At 69.1% G+C, this 21,508-nt stretch carries 23 protein-coding genes; 7 read left to right on the top strand and 16 right to left on the bottom strand.

Annotated elements, in window-relative coordinates; translation table 11 throughout:
* The first annotated feature begins 1 nt into the window (after position 1).
* Entirely contained in the window at positions 2–2,134 is a 2,133-nt protein-coding gene (pnp, locus tag ASF65_RS20190) for a polyribonucleotide nucleotidyltransferase (protein WP_055893549.1), read from the top strand.
* Positions 2,135–2,272: 138 nt separating this feature from the next.
* Here pnp and ASF65_RS20185 read toward each other — a convergent pair whose 3' ends face one another.
* The gene (locus ASF65_RS20185; protein WP_055893546.1) at positions 2,273–2,701 is read right to left on the bottom strand and encodes an organic hydroperoxide resistance protein; all 429 of its coding nucleotides are present in this window, start codon (positions 2,699–2,701) and stop codon (positions 2,273–2,275) included.
* Positions 2,702–2,826: 125 nt separating this feature from the next.
* On the opposite strand from ASF65_RS20185, the gene ASF65_RS20180 reads away from it, so the two are divergent.
* Positions 2,827–3,297: a MarR family transcriptional regulator gene (locus ASF65_RS20180; RefSeq protein ID WP_055893543.1), complete on the top strand. Its 471-nt coding sequence runs from the start codon at positions 2,827–2,829 to the stop codon at positions 3,295–3,297.
* Between the two features lie 4 nt (positions 3,298–3,301).
* Here the strand turns inward: ASF65_RS20180 and ASF65_RS20175 are convergent, their stop codons facing one another.
* A complete protein-coding gene (locus ASF65_RS20175; RefSeq protein WP_055893540.1) occupies positions 3,302–4,354 on the bottom strand; it encodes an aldo/keto reductase in 1,053 nt (350 codons plus the stop codon).
* Positions 4,355–4,500: 146 nt separating this feature from the next.
* Between ASF65_RS20175 and ASF65_RS20170 the strand changes: the two genes are divergently transcribed.
* The gene (locus ASF65_RS20170; RefSeq protein WP_055893537.1) at positions 4,501–5,181 is read left to right on the top strand and encodes an alpha/beta hydrolase; all 681 of its coding nucleotides are present in this window, start codon (positions 4,501–4,503) and stop codon (positions 5,179–5,181) included.
* Between the two features lie 8 nt (positions 5,182–5,189).
* A complete protein-coding gene (locus ASF65_RS20165) occupies positions 5,190–5,846 on the top strand; it encodes an HAD family phosphatase (protein ID WP_055893535.1) in 657 nt (218 codons plus the stop codon).
* Between the two features lie 7 nt (positions 5,847–5,853).
* Here ASF65_RS20165 and fabI read toward each other — a convergent pair whose 3' ends face one another.
* The 3 genes from fabI to fabA are packed head-to-tail and all read right to left on the bottom strand — an operon-like array spanning position 5,854 to position 8,524.
* On the bottom strand, positions 5,854–6,696 hold the full coding sequence (gene fabI, locus ASF65_RS20160) for an enoyl-ACP reductase FabI (protein ID WP_055893533.1): 843 nt from the start codon (positions 6,694–6,696) through the stop codon (positions 5,854–5,856).
* Positions 6,697–6,709: 13 nt separating this feature from the next.
* The gene (gene fabB / locus ASF65_RS20155; protein ID WP_055893529.1) at positions 6,710–7,933 is read right to left on the bottom strand and encodes a beta-ketoacyl-ACP synthase I; all 1,224 of its coding nucleotides are present in this window, start codon (positions 7,931–7,933) and stop codon (positions 6,710–6,712) included.
* 57 nt (positions 7,934–7,990) lie between these two features.
* Complete coding sequence (gene fabA / locus ASF65_RS20150) at positions 7,991–8,524, bottom strand: 3-hydroxyacyl-[acyl-carrier-protein] dehydratase FabA (RefSeq protein ID WP_055893525.1); 534 nt, start codon at positions 8,522–8,524, stop codon at positions 7,991–7,993.
* Between the two features lie 158 nt (positions 8,525–8,682).
* Here fabA and ASF65_RS20145 point away from each other — a divergent pair, with 158 nt between their 5' ends.
* Both ASF65_RS20145 and irrA read left to right on the top strand, forming a co-directional pair.
* Positions 8,683–9,138: a hypothetical protein gene (locus ASF65_RS20145; protein ID WP_055893521.1), complete on the top strand. Its 456-nt coding sequence runs from the start codon at positions 8,683–8,685 to the stop codon at positions 9,136–9,138.
* 161 nt (positions 9,139–9,299) lie between these two features.
* On the top strand, positions 9,300–9,737 hold the full coding sequence (gene irrA, locus ASF65_RS20140) for an iron response transcriptional regulator IrrA (RefSeq protein WP_055893778.1): 438 nt from the start codon (positions 9,300–9,302) through the stop codon (positions 9,735–9,737).
* A 92-nt stretch (positions 9,738–9,829) separates the two neighbouring features.
* On the opposite strand, the gene ASF65_RS20135 is transcribed toward irrA, so the two are convergent.
* The 11 genes from ASF65_RS20135 to mutM form a co-directional block, all read right to left on the bottom strand.
* Entirely contained in the window at positions 9,830–10,411 is a 582-nt protein-coding gene (locus ASF65_RS20135) for an SH3 domain-containing protein (RefSeq protein ID WP_055893518.1), read from the bottom strand.
* Between the two features lie 162 nt (positions 10,412–10,573).
* Positions 10,574–11,980, bottom strand: coding sequence for an FAD-dependent oxidoreductase (locus ASF65_RS20130; RefSeq protein ID WP_055893516.1), 1,407 nt, complete (start codon positions 11,978–11,980; stop codon positions 10,574–10,576).
* A gap of 168 nt (positions 11,981–12,148) precedes the next feature.
* Positions 12,149–12,931: a molybdopterin-synthase adenylyltransferase MoeB gene (gene moeB / locus ASF65_RS20125; protein ID WP_055893512.1), complete on the bottom strand. Its 783-nt coding sequence runs from the start codon at positions 12,929–12,931 to the stop codon at positions 12,149–12,151.
* Positions 12,928–14,079 carry a DNA replication/repair protein RecF gene (gene recF / locus ASF65_RS20120; protein ID WP_055893507.1) on the bottom strand — a complete coding sequence of 384 codons (1,152 nt, stop codon included), beginning with the start codon at positions 14,077–14,079 and terminating at the stop codon, positions 12,928–12,930. Before recF ends, moeB begins: the two co-directional genes overlap by 4 nt.
* A 20-nt stretch (positions 14,080–14,099) precedes the next feature.
* Positions 14,100–15,218: a DNA polymerase III subunit beta gene (dnaN, locus tag ASF65_RS20115; protein WP_055893505.1), complete on the bottom strand. Its 1,119-nt coding sequence runs from the start codon at positions 15,216–15,218 to the stop codon at positions 14,100–14,102.
* A gap of 151 nt (positions 15,219–15,369) precedes the next feature.
* The gene (dnaA, locus tag ASF65_RS20110) at positions 15,370–16,818 is read right to left on the bottom strand and encodes a chromosomal replication initiator protein DnaA (protein ID WP_055893501.1); all 1,449 of its coding nucleotides are present in this window, start codon (positions 16,816–16,818) and stop codon (positions 15,370–15,372) included.
* A gap of 116 nt (positions 16,819–16,934) precedes the next feature.
* Positions 16,935–17,369 carry a rhodanese-like domain-containing protein gene (locus ASF65_RS20105; protein ID WP_055893499.1) on the bottom strand — a complete coding sequence of 145 codons (435 nt, stop codon included), beginning with the start codon at positions 17,367–17,369 and terminating at the stop codon, positions 16,935–16,937.
* A 677-nt stretch (positions 17,370–18,046) separates the two neighbouring features.
* Positions 18,047–18,316 (bottom strand): 30S ribosomal protein S20, encoded by a 270-nt coding sequence (gene rpsT, locus ASF65_RS20100; protein WP_055893495.1) that lies wholly within the window; start codon positions 18,314–18,316, stop codon positions 18,047–18,049.
* Positions 18,317–18,519: 203 nt separating this feature from the next.
* Positions 18,520–19,293: an enoyl-CoA hydratase gene (locus tag ASF65_RS20095; RefSeq protein WP_055893490.1), complete on the bottom strand. Its 774-nt coding sequence runs from the start codon at positions 19,291–19,293 to the stop codon at positions 18,520–18,522.
* 58 nt (positions 19,294–19,351) lie between these two features.
* The gene (locus ASF65_RS20090) at positions 19,352–19,690 is read right to left on the bottom strand and encodes a hypothetical protein (protein ID WP_055893487.1); all 339 of its coding nucleotides are present in this window, start codon (positions 19,688–19,690) and stop codon (positions 19,352–19,354) included.
* On the bottom strand, positions 19,687–20,586 hold the full coding sequence (gene mutM, locus ASF65_RS20085; protein ID WP_055893484.1) for a bifunctional DNA-formamidopyrimidine glycosylase/DNA-(apurinic or apyrimidinic site) lyase: 900 nt from the start codon (positions 20,584–20,586) through the stop codon (positions 19,687–19,689). Before mutM ends, ASF65_RS20090 begins: the two co-directional genes overlap by 4 nt.
* 140 nt (positions 20,587–20,726) lie before the next feature.
* Between mutM and ubiE the strand changes: the two genes are divergently transcribed.
* The gene (gene ubiE / locus ASF65_RS20080; protein WP_055893482.1) at positions 20,727–21,506 is read left to right on the top strand and encodes a bifunctional demethylmenaquinone methyltransferase/2-methoxy-6-polyprenyl-1,4-benzoquinol methylase UbiE; all 780 of its coding nucleotides are present in this window, start codon (positions 20,727–20,729) and stop codon (positions 21,504–21,506) included.
* The last annotated feature ends 2 nt before the right edge of the window (positions 21,507–21,508 follow it).

Here is a 21,508-nt window from a genome sequence, read left to right as displayed (position 1 = left end):
CATGTTCAATACCCACAAGGTCGAGATCGAATGGGGCGGCCGCACGCTGACCCTCGAAACCGGCAAGATCGCCCGTCAGGCCGACGGCGCCGTGCTCGCCACCTACGGCGAGACGGCCGTGCTCGCGACCGTCGTCTCGGCCAAGGCGCCCAAGCCCGGCTTCGACTTCTTCCCGCTGACCGTCAACTACCAGGAAAAGGCGTTCGCCGCCGGCAAGATCCCGGGCGGCTACTTCAAGCGCGAGGGCCGTCCCTCCGAGAAGGAGACGCTGGTCTCGCGCCTGATCGACCGTCCGATCCGCCCGCTCTTTGCGGAAGGCTACAAGAACGACACGCAGGTCGTCGTCACCGTCCTGCAGCATGACCTCGAGAACGATCCGGACGTCCTGGCGATGGTCGCGGCTTCCGCCGCGCTGACGCTCTCGGGCGTGCCCTTCATGGGCCCGATCGGCGGCGCGCGCGTCGGCTACATCAACGGCGAGTTCAAGCTGAACCCGCATGTCGACGAGATGGGCGAGTCCAAGCTCGACCTCGTGGTCGCCGGCACGCAGGATGCCGTGCTGATGGTGGAGTCCGAGGCCCACGAGCTCGACGAAGAGACGATGCTCGGCGCCGTGATGTTCGGTCACCGCGGTTTCCAGCCGGTGATCGAGGCGATCATCAAGCTCGCCGAGCACGCCGCCAAGGAGCCGCGCAACCACACGGTGCCCGATCACTCGGCGCTCGAGAGCGAGATGCTGGGCCTCGCCGAGGCGGAGCTGCGCGACGCTTACAAGAACACCGACAAGCAGGCGCGCTACGCCGCCGTCGACGCGGTGAAGGCGAAGGTCATGGCGCACTTCCTGCCCGAGGGTCAGGACCCGAAGGCGCCGAAGGAAGACGTCGGCACGGTCTTCAAGGAACTCCAGGCCAAGATCGTGCGCTGGAACATCCTCGACACCAAGAGCCGCATCGACGGCCGCGACCTGTCGACCGTGCGCCAGATCGTCTCCGAGGCCGGCATCCTGCCGCGCACCCACGGCTCGGCGCTCTTCACGCGCGGCGAGACGCAGGCGCTGGTGGTGGCCACGCTCGGCACCGGCGAGGACGAGCAGTACGTCGACAGCTTGACCGGCACCTACAAGGAGACGTTCCTCCTTCACTACAACTTCCCCCCGTACTCGGTCGGCGAGACGGGCCGCATGGGTTCGCCCGGCCGCCGCGAGATCGGCCACGGCAAGCTCGCCTGGCGCGCCATCCGCCCGATGCTGCCGGCCAAGGAAGCCTTCCCCTACACGATCCGCGCCGTCTCGGAAGTCACCGAGTCGAACGGTTCGTCCTCGATGGCGACCGTCTGCGGCACCTCGCTCGCACTGATGGACGCCGGCGTGCCGCTGGCGCGCCCGGTGGCCGGCATCGCCATGGGCCTCATCCTCGAGGGTGAGCGCTTCGCGGTCCTGTCCGACATCCTCGGCGATGAGGACCACCTCGGCGACATGGACTTCAAGGTGGCCGGCACCGACCGGGGCATCACCTCGCTGCAGATGGACATCAAGATCCAGGGCATCACCGAGGAGATCATGAAGATCGCCCTCGAGCAGGCCAAGGGCGGTCGCGAGCATATCCTTGTCGAGATGAACAAGGCGCTGGGTTCGGCCCGCGCCGAGCTCGGCGAGTTCGCCCCGCGCATCGAGGTCATGCAGATCCCGACCGACAAGATCCGCGACGTGATCGGTTCGGGCGGCAAGGTGATCCGCGAGATCGTCGAGAAGACCGGCGCCAAGATCAACATCGAGGACGACGGCACCGTGAAGATCGCCTCGTCCTCCGGCAAGGAGATCGAAGCCGCCAAGAAGTGGATCCACTCGATCGTGGCCGAGCCGGAAGTCGGCGAGATCTACGAGGGTACGGTGGTGAAGTGCGTCGAGTTCGGCGCCTTCGTGAACTTCTTCGGCTCGCGCGACGGCCTCGTGCACATCTCGCAGCTGGCCGCCGACCGCGTCCAGAAGACGCAGGACGTCGTCAAGGAAGGCCAGAAGGTCTGGGTCAAGCTCATGGGCTTCGACGAGCGCGGCAAGGTCCGCCTCTCCATGAAGGTCGTCGATCAGGCGACCGGCGAGGAGATCAAGAAGGCCAAGGAAGACGACGCGGAGTAATCCCGTCTCGCTCGTGACGATCGAAGGGGCGGCCCATGGGCCGCCCCTTTTCGTTGGCGGAATGGGGGCCCACCGCGAAACGAAAAGGCCCCGGCGGAGCGTCCGCCGGGGCCTTTTCAATGCACGATGGCGATGCGGTCAGACGATGGTCAGGCCGACGTCGAGATTGTTGCGGGTCGCATTGGAATAGGGGCAGACCTGATGCGCCGTGTCGACGAGCTTCTGCGCGTCGGCGCGGTCGAGCCCCGGCAGCGAGATCGTGAGGTCGGCGGTGATGCCGTAGCCGCCTTCCGAGCGCGGGCCGAAGCCGATCTCGGCGGTCACCGTCGCATCGTTCGGCACCTTCACGCCGACCTTCGAGGACACGGCGCGCATGGCGCCGAGGAAGCAGGCGGAGTAGCCGGCGGCGAACAGCTTCTCCGGGTTGGCGCCGTCGCCGCCCGGTCCGCCCATCTCTTTGGGGACGACGAGGTTCAGGTCGAGGTTGCCGTCCTCGGAGCGGACGTGGCCGTCACGGCCGCCGCCGGAGGCCGTGGCGCGGGTCTTGTAGATCGTGTCGACAGGCATGGAACCTTCTCCTCGTTGGCGCAATTGGTTATCGCGATAAACGCCAACCTAGAGGCCGGCCCGACCCCTGTCCAGCGGAAAACTATCGTGATAAATAAAAACCGCACCGGACCGAGGCTGAAGCCATGACGCGCGCGAACTCGCCGCTCCCGCTCGACGACCATCTGTGTTTCGCGCTCTACGGCGCGTCGATGGCAATCGGCCGGCTCTACAAGCCGATCCTCGACGAGTGGGGCATCACCTACCCGCAGTACCTGACGCTGTCGGTCCTGTGGGAGGCGGACGGTCAGCGCGTCGGCGACCTCGCGGCCCGGCTCGACCTCGAGCCGAGCACGATGACCCCGCTGGTGACGCGGCTTGCGACGGCAGGCTTCGTGACGCGCGAACGCGACACGGTCGATGCGCGTCAGGTCATCGTGCGGCTGACGGAGGCTGGCCGGGATCTCGCCGACCGCAGCCGCTGCCTCGGAGAGGCGTTGGTAGCCGCGGCCGGACTGTCGCTCGACCGGCTGCGGGAGATGACCGCGGATGCGCGGCAGCTGCGCGACGCGGTGGCCGGGCGGGGCACGGATGCCGCCGCTCCCGTCGGGGACTAACGGCTCAAGGCGCCGGGTTGCCGTAGCGCTGATGCAGGCCGTCCACCGCGTCCTGCATCTCCGCGGTCCACGCGACGTCCTCGGCGGCGAGGGATTCGTCGAGCTGCGCCATCGTCGTCGCGCCGATGATCGAGGCCGTCACGAAGTCCTGCGCCAGTACGAAGGCGTTGGCGAAGGTGGCGGGTGCGAGGCCGAACGCGCGCGCGAGCGCCACATAGGCGTCGACCGCCTCCGCGGTGCCCGGCTTCTCGTAGCGCTGCAGCCGGTCGAACAGGGCCTTGCGCGAGCTCGCAGGCAGTGCGCCGCCGGCATACTTGCCGGTGAGGTACCCTTGCGCCAGCGGCGAGTAGGCGAGGAGGCCGACGCCTTCGCGCACGGCGATCTCGGCCTGCGCCGTCTCGAACGTGCGGTTCAGGAGGTTGTAGGCGTTCTGGATGCTCGCCATGCGCGGCGCCTTTCCAGCGTCGGCCAGCGTCAGCCAGCGCATCGTGCCCCAGGCGCTCTCGTTCGACAGGCCGGCGTGGCGGATCTTGCCGTCCCGCACCAGGTCCTGGAAGACCGCGGCCGTCTCCTCGATCGCCACCTCGTCCGCGACGGGGTCGGGCGTCGTCCAGCGCGTCGGCACCGAGCCGAAGCCCGCGGTCGGGCGGTCCGGCCAGTGGATCTGGTAGAGGTCGATGCAGTCGGTGCCGAGGCGCTTCAGCGACCCCTCGACGGCCTCGACGACGTTGCGCCGGTCGAGGCGCGGCTCGGAGCCGTCGGCGCGGAACCAGGTCGAGGTGGAGCGCCCGACCACCTTGGTCGCGATGACCAGCCGGTCGCGGTTGCCGCGCGCCTTCAGCCACGAGGCGATATAGGCCTCCGTGCGCCCCTGCGTCTCGGCCTTGGGCGGGATCGGGTAGAGCTCGGCCGCGTCGAGGAAGTTGACGCCGCGCTCCACGGCGCGGTCGAGCTGCTCGTGCGCCTCGGCTTCCGTGTTCTGTTCGCCGAAGGTCATGGTGCCGAGGCAGATCCGGCTGACGCGCAGATCCGTGCGCCCGAGCGGTCGTTGCTGCATGATGGGTTCCGTGAGCGTAGGGTGGGGGAGGGGCGTTTCGCCTTCGCTTTAGACCCGCGCCGCCCCGGCGGCAACGGCGGGGCTGTCATCGCATCCGCATGCCCGTGCCCTAGATCAGGGCATCCATCCCGACCGTCGGAGTGTCCATGCGCCTGATCCTCGTGCCCGCCTTCGCCTGCGACGGCGATCTCTACGAGCCTTTGATCGCGCTCCTGCGGCCCGACTTCGAGTGCCGCACGGTGGTGCCGGCCGCGCCCGACATGGCGGCCTGCGCCCGCGAGGTCGTGGACGCGGCGGAGGGCAAGCCGTTCATCGTCGCCGGCACGTCGTTCGGCGGGCATGTCGCGCGCGAGGCGGCGCTGGCCGCGCCTTCGCTGGTCCGGGGCCTCGTGGTCATGGGCGCGGCGCCGCAGGGGCCGGCGAGCCGGGAGCCGTTCGACCGACGCAGGGCGGCGATCGAGGCGGACGGTGGTGCCGACATGCTGGAGGAGATGGCGCGCGCGATCGTGTTCGAGCCGGACGGGCGCGGCCAGGAGGCGGCCGACATTTTCCGTGCGATGGCGGCGCGCGCCGGCACCGACCGGCTGCTCGCCCAGAACGAGGCGCTGATGACGCGGCCCGACCGCACGGCGGACCTTTCCCGCCTCGCCTGCCGCTCGCTGCTCGTCTGGGGCGAGGCGGACAGCTTCTCCGCGCCGGACGCCGGCCGCGCGATGGCCGAGGCCATGCCGGACGCCGAGTTCGTCCTTCTGGAAGAATGCGGCCACCTGCCGAGCCTCGAGGCGCCGATGCGGGTCGCCGCCGCGATCCGCGCGCGCTTCGCCTGAGAGGGGTCATGCCCGATCTCGTCATCTTCGACTGCGACGGCGTGCTCGTCGACAGCGAGCATCTGGCCGGCGAGGCGCTGATCGCGCTGCACCGGGCGCATGGGATCGACGTGTCGGGCGAGCTTTTTGCCACCATCATCGGCATGAAGACGGTGGACGGACTGGCGGCGCTCGCCGCCGTGACGGGCCGGACGCTACCGCCGGGCACGGAGGCCGATCTCTGGCCGGCGACGGCGGCGGTGTTTCGCGAGCGGCTGAGGCCCTGCGAGGGCGTCGTCGACCTTCTCGCCGCCTCGGAGCTTCGCCGCTGCGTCGCCTCGTCCTCGCATCCCGACCGCCTGCGCCTCAGCCTTCGCGTGACCGGACTCGCCGCGTACTTTGCGGACGATGCGGTGTTTTCGGCGTCCGAAGTCCGGCGCGGCAAGCCGGCGCCGGACCTCTTCCTTCACGCGAGCGCGCGCATGGGTGCCGATCCCCGCCGCTGCGTCGTCATCGAGGATTCGCGCTTCGGGATCACCGCCGCCAAGGCCGCCGGAATGACGGCCATCGGCTATACCGGCGCGAGCCACATGGGGCCGGCGGCTGCGGAGGCGCTTCGGGCGGCGGGCGCCGACCATGTGGCAGGCTCGATGGCGGAGATCGGCGAGCGTCTCCGCCAGGGTTGAAGACCGGTCAGCCGGCGGTGGCGTCGACCTCGCCGGCGATCTCGGCCCGGCGCTCCTGCGCCTTCAGCTCGTCGAGCGCGGGCATCGACATGATGTTGTAGCCGGCATCGACGTAGTGGACCTCGCCGGTGACGCCGCGCGACAGGTCGGACAGGAGGTAGAGCGTCGAGTTGCCGACCTCCTCGTGCGTCACGTTGCGGCGCATCGGCGAGTTGCGGCGCTGGTAGTTCAGCATCAGGCGCGCGTCGGAGACGCCCGCGCCCGCGAGCGTGCGCAAGGGGCCGGCCGAAACGGCATTGACGCGGATGTCGCGTGGGCCGAAATCGGCCGCCAGATAGCGCACCGAGGCTTCCAGCGCGGCCTTGGCGACGCCCATCACATTGTAGTTCGGCATGACGCGCATCGACCCGCCGTAGGTCAAGGTCACCATCGAGCCGCCCTCGTTCATGATCGCGGCCGCGCGCTTGGCGACCTCGGTGAACGAGAAGCAGGAGATCACCATGGTGCGCGTGAAGTTCTCGCGCGTCGTGTCGGCGTAGAGGCCCTTCAGCTCGTTCTTGTCGGAAAAGCCGATGGCATGAACCACGAAGTCGATGCGCCCCCACGCCTTTTCGAGCGTGGCGAAGAGGTTGTCGACCGAGGCGATGTCCTCGACGTCGCAATCGACGAGGAGGGTGGAGCCGATCTCGGCGGCGAGCGGCCGAAGCCGCTTGCCGAAGGCCTCGCCCTGGTAGCTGAAGGCGATCTCGGCGCCTTGGGCGGCGAGCGAGCGCGCCGCGCCCCAGGCGATCGAGTTGTGGTTGGCGACGCCCATCACGAGGCCGCGCTTGCCCGTCATCAGTCCGGTCATCAGGGAAGCTTCCTCAGGCGCCGACGCGCTGGAACACGAGCGTGGCGTTGGTGCCGCCGAAGCCGAACGAATTGGACAGGGCGATGTCCACCTTGGCGTCGTCGATGCGCTTGCGCACGATGGGCACGCCCTCGAACTCTGGGTCGAGTTCCTCGATATGGGCGCTTTCGCCGATGAAGCCGGCCTGCATCATCAGGAGCGAGTAGATCGCTTCCTGCGCGCCCGCCGCGCCCAGCGAATGGCCGGTCAGCGACTTGGTCGACTGGACGTACGGCATGTCGTCGCCGAATACCTCGCGGATCGCGCCGATCTCCTTCGAGTCGCCGACCGGCGTCGAGGTGCCGTGCGTGTTCACGTAGTCGACCCGGCCCTTCACGGTGGACAGCGCCTGCCGCATGCAGCGGATCGCGCCCTCGCCGGACGGGGCGACCATGTCGTAGCCGTCCGAGGTCGCGCCGTAGCCGACGAGCTCGGCGTAGATCTTGGCGCCGCGCGCCACCGCCCGCTCGTATTCCTCGAGCACCACGACGCCCGCGCCGCCGGCGATCACGAAACCGTCGCGGTTCTTGTCGTAGGCGCGCGAGGCGACCGACGGGCGGTCGTTGAAATCGGAGGACATGGCGCCCATCGCGTCGAAAAGGTTCGACATGGTCCAGTCGAGGTCCTCGTGGCCGCCGGCGAACATCACGTCCTGCTTGCCCCACTGGATCATCTCGGCGGCGTTGCCGATGCAATGCGCCGAGGTCGAGCAGGCCGACGAGATCGAGTAGTTGACGCCGTGGATCTTGAACCAGGTCGCGAGCGTGGCGGACGCCGTCGACGACATCGCCTTCGGCACGGCGAAGGGGCCGATGCGCTTGGGGCTGTTGTTCTTGCGGGTGATGTCGGCGGCCTCGATCAGCGTGCGCGTCGAGGGACCGCCCGAGCCCATGATGATGCCAGTGCGCTCGTTGCCGGACACGTCGCTCTCGGGCAGGCCGGAATCGGCGATGGCCTGTTTCATGGCGACGTGGTTCCAGGCGCCGCCCTGGCTGAGGAAGCGCATGGCGCGCCGGTCCACCATGTCCGAGACGTCGATCTCGGGCTTGCCCCAGACGCGGCAGCGGAAGCCGTTGTCGGCAAAGTCCTGGGCGAAGCTGATGCCCGACTTCGCCTCGCGCAGCGAGGCGGTGACCTCGTTCAGATCGTTGCCGATCGAGGACACGATGCCCATTCCGGTCACGACGACGCGCCGCATGGCAAACTCCCTTGCAAGGGTCTCCAAGGACCCGTTGTCTTCGATGAGCAGGCGGCGTCAGCCGCCGACCGTCTCGTCCGCCTGCTCGTCCTGGAACAGGCCGACGCGCAGGTTGCTCGCCTGATAGATGACGACGCCATCCGCCTTCATCCAGCCCTCGGCGATGCCGAGCTTGAGCTTGGAGCGCATCACGCGGCGGAAGTCGACGCCGTATTCCACGAGCTTGACCTTGGGCGTCACCTGGCCGGTGAACTTGACCTCGCCGACGCCGAGCGCGCGGCCGCGGCCGGGCTCGCCGAGCCAGCCGAGATAGAAGCCCGTCAGCTGCCAGAGCGCGTCGAGGCCGAGGCAGCCCGGCATCACCGGATCGCCCTTGAAGTGGCAGTCGAAGAACCAGAGGTCGGGCGAGACGTCGAACTCGGCGCGGATCGAACCCTTGCCGAACTCGCCGCCGTCGGTGGTGACCTCGGTGATCCGGTCGAACATCAGCATCGGCGGCAGGGGGAGCTGCGCGTTGCCCGCGCCGAAGAGCTCGCCCCGGCCGCATGCCAGAATCTCGTCCTTGCCGAAATAGGTCTTCACCGTGTCCATTGATCCGTCCGGTTGGGGAACGGTATGCCGCCGCCGTTCCAACTTGTATCAAATCGATCGCGGGACGGCCCTTACCACGCGAGCGCCCGAGGGCAAATGCGTTAACGTCTAGAGAGGTGTCACGGTTTCGCGCCGGGCGTCCTCACCTTGGAGCCGATATGCGTGTCTTTTTCGTGCTGCTCGTCCTCACAGGCTCGGCCGTCCCGGCGCTCTCGCAGGAATGGCGTGCGAGCGGCCGGGGCGAGGGGGCGCGCGCCTACTTCGCCCTCAAAGGCCGTCCGGCGGGTGCCGAGATCGCCTGCCTGCCCGAAGGGCGGCTCGGCGTCACGGCGGCCGGCAACGGGGCGCGCTTCCCGGCCGATCGGCCGGTGACGCTGGTCCTCTCCGTCGACGGCATGGCCTATTCCGGCTCGGCGCGCGTCGAGCCGGAGGGGGCGGGCGGCGGCTCGCGCTTCGTGCGCACGCTGGACGCGGGCGATGCGGTCGGGCTGCTCGGCGCCCTCAAGCGCGGCAAGAGCCTCGAAGTGTCGAGCCCGGCGGGTCATGTCCGCCTGCCGCTCACCGGATCGAGCCGGGCGATCGCGGCGCTCGCGCCCGCATGCGCCGCCCCTTGAGGCGCCGCGTTGTTCGCGGTGCGAAATCCGACTATATTGAATCGCAGCAAGGCCTTGCGGCGGCGTGTGACGCTCGTCTAAAGGTGAATGAAAGAGTCAGGTTTTCGGTGGTCGACGTGATGGACAATCGGGCGAAGCCCCTCGCGACAGCGGACGCGCGTATGGCCGGTCGGGCCCAGAGCTTCTGCGTCTTCGAGCGCCTGCGCGCCTCGGGTCTCAGGCCGACCCGCCAGCGCGTGGCGCTGTGCAACCTGATCTTCGGCGCCGGCGACCGTCACCTGTCGGCGGAAGAGCTGCACGAGGAAGCGCACAAGGCGGGCGAGCCGGTGTCGCTGGCGACCGTCTACAACACGCTGCACCAGTTCACCGACGCCGGCCTCGTGCGGCCGCTCTCGGGCGAGGGCCAGCGGACCTATTTCGACACCAACACGTCGGACCACCACCACTTCTTCGTGGAGGCCGACAACACGATGATCGATATTCCCGACGGCACGATCACGATCGACAACCTGCCCGAGCCGCCCGAGGGCATGGAGATCGTCAACGTGGACGTCGTGGTGCGACTGCGCCGCAAGACGGGATCCAAGTCGCTCGGCTGACGCTCGCGCGCCCTTGGTTCTAAACGAAGAAGGCCGGCGATCCTGGTGGGATGGCCGGCCTTCCTCGTTTCGAGGCGGGGGGACGAGGCGCCTCAGAATCGTTCGTCGGGGTAGACACCCCAGATTTCCTTCTGCGTGACGAAGCCGCGGCGGCCGGAGGCTTCGACCTCGCACCAGCCGAAGGAGCACTCGCGCACCTTGGTCAGAACGCCGGGCTCCATCTCGGCGACGATCGGTCCGTCGGTCGCGGCGGACCGGTGCATGGTGATGGTCGCCTGCGTCTTGCCCTTCAGCCAGGGAGCCGCCAGCGCCGTGCGCTCGCCCGACAGGAGCGAATGGTAGACCCAGCCCTCGGTGCCTTCGCTGTCGCGGATGCGGCGCCAGAGGTCGTATTCCTGGATCACCTCCACCGGCAGGCCGGGCTTCAGGTAGAGCCAGGACACCGCATAGTCCTTGCCGGGGCCGACGCGAAGGTTCACGCGGGCGGACTTCAAGGACACGAAGCGCGGCAGCGGCAGCTTGCGCTGCATCTCGGCATCCTCGCCTTCCTCGGCGGCGGCTGCGACCGGCGGCGTCGCGGCGGCGGCCGGCGACTGGGCCTGTACCGCGCCGACCGACGGCAGGGCGGCGAGAAGGGCAAGGGCGATCGAGGCGAGAAGGGACGAGCGGGACACGGGGGGAGGGCTCCGGACATGCGGGACGGCTTTGGCCCGGCGGAGCCGGGTGGCCGGGCGCACAAGGATCTTTTCAAAAGATAACCCGTATGCCCGACGCTCCGCCATGATCGCGCATCGGGGTTAACAACCCCTTGCCTGAAGCTGATCGGAGCGCGCGTCTCAGGCCGGCTGCGACAGTCCGGGAGCCGAGAGACCGAGCCCCGCGAGACGCTCCTCCAGGGATACGGCAGGCTGGCTGCCTTCGGACGGGGCCGCCACGTAGCGGGCGACGTCCTCCATCCGCCGGATCGTGCGCCAGAACACGTCCTCCATCAGGATGTGGGCGAATTCGCCGTTGCGTCCCACGCTGTAGAGGCCGTCGACGCCGGTCGACATGGAGAAGAGGCGGCGCTCGGTCTCGTAGGCGCCGAGATAGACGGGGTAGGAGATCGGGGTGCGGATCGTGCCGCCGGCGCCGAGATACCGCCCGCGAAGCTCCTCGCCGTAGAGCGCGCAGATCTGGTCGAGGCAGGTGCGGGCAAGGTCCTCGTCGCTCATCGTCCACCGTGCGTCGCCGACCTCGCAGCCGATGTCGAAGGTGATCAGCGTCTTGCCCTCGGGCGCCAGCCACGGCATCGAGATCGGCGCCTCGGTGAGGCGGAACGACAGCTGGCTGCGGTCCGGCACCCAGACCATCGTGTTCGGCAGGATGGCGCGACCGGAAAACCGGAGGTTCACGAACATCATCGGCCGGTAGCGGAACGCCGCGAGCGGCTTCAGCGCGTCGGTGCCCTCGACGAGCCGCGGCAGGACGTTGACCGGCGCGGTGGAGATGACCGCCGAGACGGGAATCTCGGCGCCCGCGCTGCGGACCGCGACGACCCGGCCCTTGTCGACGAGGATGCGCTCGACCGGCGACTGGAGGCGCACGGCGCCGTCGAGCTTGCGCAGGATCGGCTCGAGCATCCGGGCGAGGCCGCCCTCGGGATAGACGTGATAGACGCCCGCGCCCTCCGGCATCGTGCGGGTGTAGCCGTTGCACACGGCGCGCCGCGTCACCTTGGCGGCGGCGCTGAGATAGAGCGACTTGACGATGCTGTTGCCGAACTTCTCGCCGACCGAGGACGAGAGCTCGCGCGCCGGGGCGCCCGACCACGCCTCGACCAACGGCATCGCCACCTCCTCGGCCATGGCGTCGCCGTAGGAGCGGCGCATCCAGTCCTCGGCGTTGGCAGCGGGCGTCTTCGGCTGGCTCGCGAAACGGCTCTTCAGCGCGCTTGCCAGAAATCGCGGCTCGGCCATCAGCCCGAACGGATGGCTGCGGTCGCGGCCGTCGATATGCACCGCCTCGCCGTAGTGACGGACCGTGCGGCAGATGTCCTCGGCGCCGAGCGCCTTGGCGAGCCGGTTGGAGATGAAATGCGCGCCGTAGTCGTAGGAGAAGCCCTCGGCATCCTTGAAGGAGGCCGCCATGCCGCCGACCGCTTTGCCCGCCTCGAACACCACCGCCGGCAGGCCGCGTCGCTTGAGTTCGGCCGCGGCCGTCAGTCCGGCGAGACCCGCTCCCAGTACCGCGATCGGCTTCATCGTCTTCTCCCCATCTCGTTCCGCAGACTTAAGCAGAACGTCGGTGAACAATGGGGGAAGGATACAGTCGCAATTCGAGAGAATCACGGGCCCGTGATCAGTATCTCGACTTAAGGCTAACGAAGATCGTCCGTCAGGACCCCTGACGACTTCCGCAGCGGCATGGGCTCAGGGCGATGGATCGGCCGGGCGGCGGTAGCGGATTTCCTCGAAACGCATCCGCAGGATGTCGACGAGGAGCAGCCGCCCGACCATCGGATCGCCGACATCGGCCACGAGCTTGATGGCCTCCGCCGCGCCCATCGTGCCCATGATCCCAGTGACGACGCCGAGGATCCCGGCCTCGGCACAGGTCGGCACGGTGCCCTCCGGCGGCGGCTCGGGGAAGAGGTCGCGGTAGCGGGGCGAGAGCCGCCCGTCCGGACCGGCCCGATGGGGCACGAGCGTCGTCAGCGACCCGGAGAAGCGCTGAACCGCGACGGTGACGAGCGGGACGCCGGCGGCCTCGCAGAGATCGGCGACGAGGAAGCGCGTCGCGAAGTTGTCGGAGCCGTCGACGACGACGTCGTAGCGCGACACGAGGGCCGGTCCGTTCGCCGCATCGAGGCGGACAGGATGGGCATCGACCGCGATGTGCGGATTGAGCCGACCCAGCGCCTCGGCGGCGGCTTCCACCTTCGGCCGGTCGAGGTCCCCGGTTTCGAACAGCACCTGGCGCTGGAGGTTCGACAGGGACACGTGGTCGTCGTCGACGAGGCCGATCGTGCCGACGCCGGCCGCCGCAAGATAGAGCGCGGCCGGCGAGCCGATGCCGCCGGCGCCGACGAGGAGCACGCGCCCGGCCTTCAACTTCTGCTGCCCCGGCCCGCCGATCTCGGGCAGAACGATATGGCGGGCGTAGCGGCCGAGCTCGTCGGCGGAAAGCGGGGGAGGGGATGGAGAGAGCGTCATGTCACGGCTCCGTTGGCGACGAGGAGCATCTGCGCGCGCCCGTCCAGCGCTTCGAACAGCGCGGCGTCGGTGCCGGTCAGGAAGGACTGGACGCCGAGTTCGTCGAGAATGTTGAAGAGGGCGGCCCGGCGGCCGGGATCGAGATGGGCGGCGATCTCGTCGAGAAGGAGGACGGGCGCCATGCCGGACGCCGCCTCGACGAGGCGCGCATGGGCGAGCACCAGACCGATCAGGAGCGCCTTCTGCTCGCCGGTCGAGGAGAGCGCGGCCGGCATCGCCTTGGCGCGGTGCGTGACGGCGAGGTCGCCGCGATGGGGACCTTCCAGCGTGCGGCCGGCGGCGCGGTCGACCATCCGCCGGCGTGCGAGGCGCTCCGCGACGCGATCCTCGAGATCGACCGCCGCGCCTTCGAGGGGAAGGTCGTCGTAGCCGGACTGGAGACCGAGTTCGGCCACCGGGAAGGGCGAGGCGGAGGCGGCATCGAGGAGGCCCGCGAGGCGGGCGACGAGATCGGCGCGCGCCAGCGCGATCGCCAGTCCGAGCTCGGCCATCTGCCGCTCGATGCCGGCGAGCCAGCGGTCGTCGAGCCGGTCTTCGGTGAGGAGGCGGTTGCGCCCGCGCATGGCCTTCTCGTAGTCGAGCGTGCGCCGCCCGTGCTCGGGATCGACGGTCAGCACCATGCGGTCGAGGAAGCGGCGGCGCTCGGTGGCGGGGCCGGTGAACAGCCCGTCCATTGCCGGCGTCAGCCAGACGACGCGCAGGACGTCGAGAAGCTCGTCGCTCGAACGCGCGGTGGTGCCGTCGATGCGCAGGATCCGTGCGGGCGTGCCCTCGTCGGGCCGCACCAGGGTGAGGACGTCGGTCGGCTCGTCCTCCGGAACCGGCGCGGCGAGGCGCGCGCGCACGGAAAAGCCGCCGGTCGCCGCGCCGCCCGTGCTGCGTGCGATCTCGCCATAGGCGGCGCGGCGCAGTCCCTTGCCGGGCGACAGGAGCGACAGGGCTTCCAGGAGGTTGGTCTTGCCCGAGCCGTTGTCGCCGTGGAGCACGACGAAGCGCGAGCGGATGACAAGGTTCAGCGTCTCGTAGTTGCGAAAGTCCACGAGGCCGAGCCCGGTCACGCGGATCCGGGCATCGCGGGTGGGGTCCATCGGCGCGGCGATGCGCCGCGTCAGACGCGCATCGGCATCAGGACGTAGAGCGTGCCCTCGTCGCCGCCGTCGCGGATCAGGGTCGGCGAGCCGGGATCGGCCATCATGAACACGGCGCTGTCGCCGGACAATTGGGCGGTGATGTCGAGGAGGTAGCGGGCGTTGAAGCCGATCTCGATCTCCTCCGCCTCGTAGCCGACGGGCAGTTCCTCGGTCGCGGTGCCCGCGTCCGGCGAGTTGACGGTGAGGACGAGCTGGCCGCCCGAGAGCGCGAGCTTCACCGCGCGTCCGCGCTCCGACGAGATCGTGGACACGCGGTCGACGGCGGCCGAGAAGCTCTGGCGATCGAGCGTCAGCGCCTTGTCGTTGCCGGTCGGGATGACGCGCTGGTAGTCGGGGAAGGTGCCGTCGATCAGCTTCGAGGTCATCACCACGGCGCCGAGCGAGAAGCGGATCTTGGAGTCCGACAATTCGATCGACACGGTCTCGGCGCCTTCGCCGAGCAGCTTCTGGATCTCGGTCACGGTCTTGCGCGGCACGATGATGCCGGGCATGCCTTCCGAGCCCGCGGGCGCCGGCATCTCGGCGCGCGCCAGGCGATGGCCGTCGGTCGCCACCGCGCGCAGCGTCAGCGCGCCGCCGGTCTCGATCGTGTGGAGGAAGATGCCGTTGAGGTAGTAGCGCGTCTCCTCGGTGGAGATCGCGAACTGCGTGCGCTCGACGAGCCGCGCGAGATCGGCGGCCTTTAGCGTGAAGGCGTGGGTGAAGGCGCCGGCGGTGATGTCGGGAAAGTCGGCCTCGGGGAGGCACTGGAGGCGGAAGGTCGAGCGCCCGGCCGAGACGGTCATCTGCGCGCCGTCGCCGGTGGTCTCGAGCTTCACCTCGGAACCATCGGGCAGCTTGCGGACGATGTCGTAGAGGAGGTGGGCGGGCACCGTGGTGGCCCCCGGCACGTCGCCGCTCGCCGGCACGCTTTCGGTGATCTCGATGTCGAGGTCGGTCGCCTTCAGGCGCATCGCCCCATCCTCGGTCTTCAGGAGGACGTTGGACAGGATCGGGATCGTGTTGCGCCGCTCCACCACGCGCTGGATGTGACTCAGCGACTTCAGGAGGTTCGACCGCTCGATGATGATACGCATGGACGACAACCGTTCGCAGGGTCGAAAGGGCGACGAGCCCGCCGAACCCCATTCAGAAAAGGTCCCGACGTTTTAGAGCAAAGGCCGGCGGGCGCAAAGGAAAACCGCCGGAAACCTTGCGTTTCCGGCGGCACGGGTCAGGCGGGAGACCTCATTCCTCGATCATGCGGCGGATGACGTCGAGCTCCTCCGACAGCTTCTCGTCCTTGGAGCGCTCCGCCTCGATCTTGCGCACGGCATGGAGCACCGTCGTGTGGTCGCGCCCGCCGAAGCGACGGCCGATCTCGGGCAGCGAGCGCGGCGTCATGGTCTTGGCAAGATACATCGCGATCTGGCGCGGACGCACGATCGTGCGCGTGCGCCGGGCGGACAGGATGTCGGTGCGCGACACGTTGTAGTGGCGCGAGACGAACTTCAGGATGTCCTCGATGCGCACCCGCTTCTCGCCGCCGGCCCGCGTCAGCTGATTGAGGAGGTCGTCGAGATGCTCGGCCGACAGCGGCTGGCCGACGGCATGGCGGAAGGCGATCTGGTTGAAGGCGCCCTCGAGATCGCGCCCCGAGCCGACGACGCGGCGCGCGATCGTGTCCACCACCGTCTCGGGGATGGCGAAGCTCGGGTCGCCCGCCTTCATCGCCGACACGCGCGAGGCGAGGATGCCGCGGCGCATCTCGTAGTCCGGCGACACCATCTCGATGGCGACGCCCCCCGAGAGGCGCGAGCGCACGCGGCTGTCGAGCGATTCGAGCTCGAAGGCTGGGCGGTCGGCCGCCACAATCACCTGCCGCGCCGAATCGATCAGCGCGTTGAGGAGGTGGCAGAACTCCTGCTGGATCGACTTGCCCTGCAGGAACTGCATATCGTCGATGATCAGGATGTCGATGCCGCGCAGGTTCTCCTTGAAGTCGAGCGCCTGGTTGTCGCGGATCGCGGTGGCGAAGCGCCACATGAAGTATTCGGCCGTGAGGTACACGACCCGCGGCTTGTCCTCGCGGGCGACGGCCGCGTTGGCGATCGCCTGGAGGAGGTGCGTCTTGCCGAGTCCCACCGACGCGTGAAGGAACAGGGGGTTGAAGCGCACCGACTGCGGGCCGTTCTCGGCGATCGAGCGGGCGGCGGCCAGCGCCACGCGGTTCGACGCGCCCTCGACGAAGCTCGAGAAGACGTAGCGCGGGTCGAGCGGCGAGCCGAACTCGGCGCGCGCGCCCTCGGCGGGTGCCGTGCGCTCGGCCGGTGCGGCGACGCGCGGGACGGCGCTTCCCGCCGCGCGCATGGTGCTCAGGACCGCAGTCGGCTGGTCGGCATTGGCGGCCGGCGGCGGCACGCTGGCGCCGCGCACGGCCGAGCGGACGGCGACGTCCACCTTGAGCGTGCCCGGCACCTCCTCGGCGAAGATCTGCAGGAGGAGGTCGCGGTAATGCCCGTTGATCCACGACTTCAGAAACGCCGTCGGGACCGACAGCTGGACGACGCCCTTGCCGACATGCTCGAGCTTCAGGCGGGCGAACCAGGAGGCGAAGACGTCGGGGCCGAGCTGCGCCTTGAGACGGGCGTTCACGCGATCGAGGATCGCCGTCTCGTCGCGTGCCGGTGCTGCCATGGAAGTCTCGCCGTTCGCGGGTGCGGCGGGAGCCGCACGGCTGGGGGTGGAGGGAAAGGCGCGGGTGCGGGCGCCGGCAACGGGGGGAGACGAACGGCCGCCGGTCTGAAGAGCGGTCATTTCTGCCTCCAGGGCAGGCCGGCCGCCTTCCAGCCCGCGACCTGGCCGCGGTGGCCGTCGGCATCGGGCGGGCCTTCGAAGCCGTCGAGAATGTTGTAGCAGTCGGTGAAACCGGCCGCGGTCATCGCCGCGGCGCTCGACATGGAGCGGGCGCCCGAGCGGCAGAGGAAATAGAGCTTGGAACCCTCCGACCCGCCGGCGGCGCGAACGGCGGCGCCGACGCGCTCGGCAAAGCGCGGATCGACGGCCATCGTCGGATAGGTCTGCCATTCCGCGAACAGCGCGTCCTGGCCGTTTTCGGGCACCATCGGAAAGCCCACGAAATTCCATTCGGCCGACGTGCGGACATCGATCAGGAAGCTCTGGGGATCGGACTGAAGCGCCGACCAGCACGCCTCGGCCGACACGTCGCCCTTGTAGGAACGGCTCATCTACGAACTCCCAACACGCCGCGCCGGAAACAGCCGGTCGCAGCGAAACGCGGAACGAAATTCACCCTGCCGCGCCTATGCCAGGCACGAGCGACCGGGTGATACTCATCGATTAACGGAAAGCGCCTGGACGACCCGGTCTGTCGCGGGTCCCCCTACAAGTTCTGGAAAACGCCCCTTGTCCCCAGCCTTCGTCGTCCGGCACTCTTGTCGTGAGGCAAAAGCTACGGAACAGCCCAGCTTCGGGCAAGCTTTGAATCGGCGCTCGCGACCTGACCGTGGCTGAACTGTGGCGAGTCGGACATGCCCGATTTCGGGCGTCAAACGGCAATCGCCTGATTCACAGGGAGATTCACGGCACGGTTCGGCCGCGATTTGGTCGCAGGTCTGAAGCCGGGATTCTTTTTCCGACTCCGGCTTGACTCATGCGACTCGCCCGAGCGTCGGCCGGGCTCGCGGGCCCCGTGGCAGACCCTTCGCCAAGCCCTTGCAATCGTTGATGAAACGCTGACTCGGGCAAAGCCGCTGCGGGCTATCGCGCCACGCTTGCGTGACAAGTGGGTGACAGGTGGATTTGTCGGTTCCCGGCCATCGACCGGGCTGGAGCCGGAATCGGAAAAGGCCCGGAGCGGGCGCTCCGGGCCTTTGAGATCGTCAGGAGATGTCGCGGGAGCCGATCAGGCGGCGCCGACGGCCTTCACGCGGCTCGACAGGCGCGAGATCTTGCGGGACACCGTGTTGCGATGCATCACGCCCTTGGAGGCCGCACGCGCCAGCTCCGGTTCGGCCAGCTTGAAGGCGGCCTGGGCCGCAGCCTTGTCGCCGGAGAGGATCGCTTCCTCGACCTTGCGAAGGAAGGTGCGAACGCGCGAACGACGGTCGCGGTTGATCGCGGTGCGGCGGGCGATCTTGCGGGCGGCCTTCTTGGCCGACGGCGTATTGGCCATGTTCAGTCTCTCTCGGCTTGACGCGGAACCGAACGGCCAACCGGGCCGCCTGTCTCCGCGCGAATGGTTTCAGCGTGAAGCCGCCAAGCCGAACGAGAACCCGAGCGGCAAGGCGCGAAAGGCCGCACCGTGGTGCCGCCTGAAATCTGGCGCGCTTATAGGATCAAGCGCCCGCCTCGTCAACGGGCGCTGGGCTCAACGCGTCAGCGATGACGAAAGTTCGGCTTCCGCTTCTCGACGAAGGCGCCCATGCCCTCCTTCTGGTCCTCCAGCGCGAAGGCGGCGGCGAAGAGGCGCCGTTCGGCGCGCAGCCCCTCGGTCAGCGTCGTGTCGAAGGCTCTGGTGATCGCCTCCTTGGCCATCATCGCGGCGGGCAGCGAGAAGCCGGCGATCGTCTCCGCGACCTTCTGGGCTTCCGCGAGGAGCTCGGCGTCGGGCACGACGCGCGCGACGAGGCCGGAGCGCTCTGCTTCCGCGGCGTCCATCATCCGGCCCGTGAGACAGAGGTCCATGGTCTTCGCCTTGCCGATGGCGCGTGCCATGCGCTGCGTGCCGCCCATGCCGGGCAGGACGCCGAGCGTGATCTCGGGCTGGCCGAACTTCGCCGATTCGGCCGCGATGATGAAGTCGCACATCATCGCGACCTCGCAGCCGCCGCCGAGCGCATAGCCCGCGACCGCCGCGATCATCGGCTTGCGGGCGCTCGCGAAGCGATCCCAGCCGCTGGCGAAGTCGGAGAGGTAGGCCTCCGCAAAGCCGAAGGGCTGCATCTCCTTGATGTCGGCCCCCGCCGCAAAGGCCCGCTCGGAGCCGGTGAGCACCACCGCGCCGATCTCGGCATCGGCCGCAAACGTGTCGGACGCATGGAGAAGCTCGGTGAGGACCTGCGTGTTCAGGGCGTTCAGCGCCTTCGGGCGGTCGATCACCATCCAGCCGACCCGGCCGCGGCGTTCCACCTTGATGCTCGTGTAGTCCATGCTCGTCCTCCCGTTGTCCGGCCAAGGATAGGGGCGGGCGGCGATGCCGCCAAGCGTCTCAGCCGCCGGCCGCCTCGCGCTCAGGGGCGGAGAGCCCCGAGAACCACCCGGCATAGGGCGTGTTCTTCGGCGCAAAGCGCGTCCAGTCGCGCGCGCCGTCCGCCCACCAGACCGGGCCGCGCTCGCCGAGCGCGCGCTTGGCCGCATCGACTGCGCGCCGGGCCTTGCGGCGCTCTTCGTCGTCCGCCGCATCGCGCACGGCGCGGCGGGCGTCCATCAGGTCGTGGACGGCCGCCTCCCGGTCTGCCTCGGAAAGGCCGGGGTCGGACGAGCGCCAGAGCCGGCCGCGGGCGACGAAATAGCGTCCGTCCGGGGTGCGCGGATAGCGGTCCGTCACCGCTGGCAGACCGGACAGAAGAAGGTCGAGCGACCGGACTGCACGATCCGCTGGACGATGCCCCGGCAGCCCTCGCGCCGGCAGGGCTCGCCCTCGCGGTCGTAGACCGAGAATCGATGCTGGAAATAGCCGAGCGCGCCGTCCGCCTGGCGATAGTCCCGCAAGGTCGAGCCGCCGGCCTCGATCGCGTCGCGGATCGTCTCGCGGATATGGAGCGCCAGTTCGTCGAGGCGGCGGATCGGTCGGCCGTCGACCTTGACGAGCGTGCCGGCGAGGCGGCGCGGCGACAGGCGGGCGCGCCACAGGGCCTCGCAGACGTAGATGTTGCCGAGGCCCGCGATGATCGTCTGGTCGAGGAGCGCGGCCTTCAGCGGTGCCGCCTTGCCCTTGAGGCGTGGGGCGAGCGCCTCGCCCGACAGCGCGTTGCCGGTCGGCTCGATGCCGAGCGCGCGGAAATGCGGATGCGTGTCGCGTGATCCCGCCTCGATCAGGCTCATGTAGCCGAAGCGCCGCGGGTCGTTGAAGACGATGCGCGCGGCGGGCGTGTCGAGATGGAAGAGGACGTGGTCGTGCAGGCGGTCTTCGGAACGCGCGAGATGGAAGGCCGCGCCCGCCACCGGCTCGCCCCCGCCCGTCCCGTCGATCCCCTCGATCCGGAACGAGCCGGACATGCCGAGATGCATGGCGAGGATGAGGTCGCCCTCGATCTCGGCCAGAAGATACTTCGCCCGCCGCCCGAGCGACAGGATGCGCCGGCCCTCGAGGCGGGCGGCGAAACGGTCGGGGAGGGGAAAGCGCAAGTCGCCCCGCCGCGTCTCGACGCGGGCGATCCGCGCCCCTTCCATCACCGGCGCCAGCCCGCGGCGGACCGTCTCGACCTCTGGCAATTCGGGCATCGCTGCTTATCATCTCCGGCATGGGACGCGCCCCGGATCGGGGCGCGCCACAAGACATGGCGTGCCCGCGCCCGTTCCGCTATGGGTCCGCCCGTGGGCCACGCCGCCTGGGTGCCCGAATACTCGAGAGGTCGATCAGCATGTCGCGAACCCGCGTCGGCGCAACGGAGGGCATGGAAACCTCCTACGGTTTCGAGACGGTTTCTAGCCGCGAGGAGAAGCAGGCCCGCGTGAACGAGGTGTTCCACCGCGTCGCCTCGAACTACGACCTGATGAACGACCTGATGTCGGCCGGCATGCACCGTGTCTGGAAGGACGCCATGGTGCAGTGGCTCGCGCCCTCGCGCCGGCCGGGCTGGCGCTTCCTCGATGTGGCGGGCGGCACCGGCGACATCGCCTTCCGCATCGTCGACGCCTCGCGCGGCGCGGCCGAGGGCACCGTCCTCGACATCAATGCCTCGATGCTGCAGGTCGGCGCCGAGCGCGCCGAGAAGCGCGGCCTCGCCGGCAACCTCGCCTTCGTCGAGGGCAACGCCGAGGACCTCAAGCTTCCGGGCGACAGCTTCGACGCCTACACGATCGCCTTCGGCATCCGGAACGTGCCGCGCATCGATCTGGCGCTCGCGGAAGCCTATCGCGTGCTGAAGCCCGGCGGGCGCTTCCTGTGCCTCGAATTTTCCGAGGTCGATCTGCCGGTTCTCGACCGGATCTACGACCTCTGGAGCTTCAAGGCGATTCCCGCGATCGGCGGAGCGGTCGCCAAGGACCGCGCCTCCTACGAGTATCTCGTGGAGTCGATCCGCCGCTTCCCCAACCAGATGAACTTCGAGGCGGCGATCCGGCGCGCCGGCTTCGAGCGCGTGACGCACCGCAATCTCACGGGCGGCATCGCGGCGATCCATTCGGGCTGGAAGCTCTAGCC

This window comes from Aureimonas sp. Leaf324, from assembly GCF_001423245.1.
In the GTDB taxonomy this organism is placed as follows: Bacteria; Pseudomonadota; Alphaproteobacteria; order Rhizobiales; family Rhizobiaceae; genus Aureimonas.
The sequence above is the reverse complement of the archived record's forward strand: the minus strand, read 5'-3'. Positions and strand labels throughout refer to the sequence as shown.